At 39.4% G+C, this 4,399-nt stretch carries 3 protein-coding genes; all 3 read right to left on the minus strand.

The features are described from left to right. A partial coding sequence (locus tag PSF31_RS20895) for a fimbrial biogenesis chaperone (RefSeq protein WP_164560871.1) occupies positions 1 to 729 on the minus strand: 729 nt, incomplete at its 3' end. 22 nt (positions 730 to 751) lie between these two features. After that, positions 752 to 3,235: a fimbria/pilus outer membrane usher protein gene (locus tag PSF31_RS20900; RefSeq protein ID WP_164560870.1), complete on the minus strand. Its 2,484-nt coding sequence runs from the start codon at positions 3,233 to 3,235 to the stop codon at positions 752 to 754. An 86-nt stretch (positions 3,236 to 3,321) separates the two neighbouring features. Next, the gene (locus tag PSF31_RS20905) at positions 3,322 to 3,852 is read right to left on the minus strand and encodes a fimbrial protein (protein ID WP_096865228.1); all 531 of its coding nucleotides are present in this window, start codon (positions 3,850 to 3,852) and stop codon (positions 3,322 to 3,324) included. Positions 3,853 to 4,399: the final 547 nt, after the last annotated feature.

Genomic DNA, 4,399 nt, shown 5'->3' on the forward strand with positions numbered 1-4,399 from the left:
TTTCGCCTGTGGCAATAATTGGCAAGGCTGTGCTGCGGCGCACTGGTATTTATTAAATTTCAGACCACCGAAGTCATCAATATAAGCGACTTCAAAACTGTTCCATGCCGGGTTTTTCAAGGTCACGGTCGAATCACTAAACGGGGCGACAAGCACTTCAGGAAAATCTTTATCTTTACTTTGGTCAACATTGATATTGGTGATCACAATATTAAACGGGGTTGGATTCGACAACGTAATCTGTCCACCTTGTTTTGTGACTTTTAAATCGCGCTGAAAATCTTTCTCGGCAGAGACTTTGTAGTCAATACCTTTTGGGCGATAAAACAGTTTTAAGCGTGATTGGATAGTAAACTGAACCGCATTCGCTTCTTTACCTTGCGGTGGAATACCTAATACATTGAAATACAACAGACTCTCCCTGTCTGTGGGTAAGGTATTTTGCCCATCCATATACGCAATTTTGATTTGTTTTTTCTGTTTAGGGCCAATTTTTTGTAAAAAAGGTAATGCCACTAGTGAGTTAGTCAGCTTTTCACCTTTTTGGTTTTCTATCCATGTCTGCGCTAAAAACGAAGAGGCGGTATCTTGGTTTTCAACAACGATACTGGTTCCGCCATCGGCTTCATTAAAAATAACACGGGTTCTATCTAACCCAAGAACGGCATACGCTTGGCTCATGACGCTTGAGAGTAAAACAACGGAAAGTACTTTTTTAAATAATGTCATTTTTTCACCCATTGAAATCACATTAGTGACGACAAGCAATTGAATCGCTACTTTTAGCCAGGAGACTGTCCGCTAAGAACGTACACGCTTGTGCATCTCCCCAGTTAACGCTAAGTTGGTCGCCCATGTTCAACCCGGTTAAGTAGACGATACCGGATTCAGCAATAATGCCTGAAACTTTACCCGTTACGTTATTTTTCACCACTGAGCCTAATGGTGGGTATTGACCATTAGCCAGCTTAATTCGTGTTATCAGTGACTTACCAATATCTGCATCCATTTTAGCATAACCGATTGCCCCATCAGTGAGTGTAGACGCTAAAACATTATCATCAATGTTTACGGTGTCTGGCAGGTTGTTCACATCCACCTTGTATTCCATATTATAGTAGGTCGGAACGTTACTGATGGTGGCTAACCCACGGCTATTCGTCGTCGCATGACCATTTTCAATCATCACGCCTTGCGCATTTGGCACATCAACCACTAAGCGAGATTGGTCACGATAGGTTAAACGGTGCGCGGAAATACCGTGCTGTGTCGCAGTGACCGAGCCACTCATGGTCATACTTAGCGACGTCATGGAATCCGATAATGACCCCGTCACTTGGACTTGGCCGGCATCCGCGCTGTGTGACACATAGGTGCTCACCATCCCTTCCGATAACCCATCTTGGGTCGATGCGGTTAAATTATAGTTCGTGTTGCTATCAACATGACGACTGTAATTCACGTTATTTGCATAGCGCTTGTTGCTGTCACTGTAAGAGGCGAAATACGATATCGATGCATTTTGGTTTTCAGTACTTAATGGTTTGCTGACGGATAAATAAACTTGGTTATCCGTTTTATTATTCGCCCCACGAACTTGGTTTAAAGACAGGGAGATATTCCCACCTTTCATGACGCCTTCATCGAAGAATTTATTGAGCCCCACACTGAAATAGTTATTTTGCTTACCATTCCAATAGGTTTTACGTGATGCGGTGATATTCGCACTCGCATTCATTCCACGTAATTGCTGAGCGTAAGACAATGAAAAAACATGTTTGTCTTTATTGGTATCGATATCTTGTCTGTCGACAAAGTTTTGCTCAACAAAATTGGATAAAGAGTTAAAGGTTCTGTCGGCAAAACGGTACCCAGTTAATGTCAACTGCCCATCAATACTCGGTAAATCTTTGGCATAGTTAATACGGTAGCTTTTGCCTTTCTCACGCCCCAATAAGGTATCGGCGTAAGATTGGGTGATATCTACCGAAAAAGCCCCTAAAAAGCCGATATTTTGGCCAATACCGAGGTTAATGGCTTTATATTTATTCCCTGATGTTGCCACGATTCCGCCAAAAACAGAGGTATGGTTAAACACCCCAACAGAGCTTTCGACAGTCATAAAATTGTCGTTAGCATGGGTGCCATTTTTCGGGGATAGCTGACCTAAATTCAAGGTGTAGCGCGCTTGCCCCTTACGGGTTAAAAACGGAATATTGGTTGTCGTAAACTGGAATTTCGTTTCTTTACCGTTATCCTCTGCCACGGTCACATCAATGGTGCCCATGATGGATTGACTTAAATCCTTAATTACAAAAGGGCCCGCCGGCACTTTCACTTGGCTGATGATACGGCCATTTTGTGATAAGGTCACCGTTGCGTTTGAGGCGGCAACCCCGGTAATTTGAGGGGCATACCCTCTGAGGTTCGGTGGCATCATGCTTTCATCGGTAAACATGCTCACGCCTTTGAAACGCACGCTATCAAACAAGTCTGATTTAATGAAAATTTCCCCGGCAAACAACTTTGCCGATAAGCTGGCAATGTCCCTAAAAGCGTAGACTTGGTCCCAATCTAAGTTGCGTTTCTTGCTACCCCGTCCATCTTCGCCCGCCAATTTATTCTCATATTGGTAATTTGCCCGTAAACGCCATTGCGCGAAGTTAGCGCCCACATTCCCGAAGGCATAGAGTTGGTTACGTGTTTCTTCGTTTTTACGGATTAAATGATTATCGCTAATCGTATAATCTAAAATTAACCCCGCAATCCCATAATCGCGCATTTCAGGGCTCACCCACGAAGAATAAGTCGATGCCATATATTTCTGAGGTATCGAAATACTCAGGACTTGTTCGCTATCATTAAAATCGATAGCCACGTTTTTATCGAGAGAGAATAAATTAATACAATCGTTTTCTTGAGACGAAAGTAATATTTCTTTCGCTTCTTCATTTAAGGGAAAACGTTTTATTAATTGTGCCGTAATACACGGTTCAATCGTTCCATCATGATTAATAAACTTAATTTTTTCGCCGCGGATAATTTTTTTATCATTTAAAATAATATCCGATTCATATAAACCTTCACTTAAACTATTTTTTTCAAAATAGCTTAGGTCAATATTGTCGTCTGCAGACAAATTAAGGGCATTGATATTAAAAGTTTCCGCATTTGTATACCCACCACACATAATGAGTGAGATAATATAACCTATATTTTTTTTCTTAAAATACATGTTGGCACTCTTATGATAATCGATAGTGGGAATACAAAGCTTTACGCTAATTAGCGTAAAGCTTTTGCTTAGGCATGATGGCTATCTTATTCGTAGCTTAATACGTAGTTTGCGATAGAGTTGATGCTACCTGAAGTGGCGGCACCGGTTGCTTCTGCTTGAGCAGACAAAATAATTGTGGTGTCAGACGCTTTCAGTGTTTGCTCTAAAGTATCACCGGGTTTAATGGCTTTACCTGCATTGTCTAAGAATGAAACTGCAACGTTATTTGCGCTACCAGTGCTTGACCATAAAGATGCGTTTGTGGCATCAGGTTGACCATTAAACGTAATTTTTACTTTAGAATAAGGAGTACCTGAAGCACTTGGGTCTAATTGGCAATCTTGTAATTTTAATTCAAATGAATTGAGTGGGCCTTTTTTACCTGCAGAATCTAAATTAACCGCGGCAATATTACCTAATTGAACTTCTTTATTCACATCAGTCGGTGCAATTGTACATGCACCGCTATTAATTGTGCCTTTAAACGTAATTTTACCTGAACCGGCATCCGCAGCCATTGCAGAAATAGAAGTTGTCGTTAACGCTAAGCATAATGCAATTAAAGTCTTATTCATGTTATCTACCTTATATTAAGTCATTTAATTAAAAATTTTTATCTGTTGTGAAGAACGAAACAAATAATATCCATAAAATGAGTAATCAGATATCGCTAAAGTATGTATTTCGCCGGTAGAATGTAACGAAATATATTAAATTAATGTATTGAAATTAAAGGAAAATAAAAAACGAAATATTTATTAACATTATCACTAGCACCGCGTTAAGGCGTTGAATGCAGATCTTTAAGCCAAAAAACAACCCACCATAAGCATTAAACGCCAACATAACCCATAAAAACAAATAAACACATTACAAGAGTATTTAAGTAGTGAAATATATCTTAAATAATCAAAAACCGAGTTATTGAGATATTTATTTACATCCGTTTATGATTTTGAAATGACTTTATCGCGTTAGATTAATTCACTCGCATAGAAAACCAGTCTAATCGTTTGTTTTCTAATGTTATTTTTGATGTGATTAAATGAAGGTGATATTCTGATGTTTTTCACTTATTTTTATCCGGTAAAGTAGATAAAACAAAATTCATTACAAAACAAT

Source organism: Providencia sp. PROV156 (assembly GCF_028480905.1).
GTDB classification, from domain to species: Bacteria; Pseudomonadota; Gammaproteobacteria; order Enterobacterales; family Enterobacteriaceae; genus Providencia; species Providencia hangzhouensis.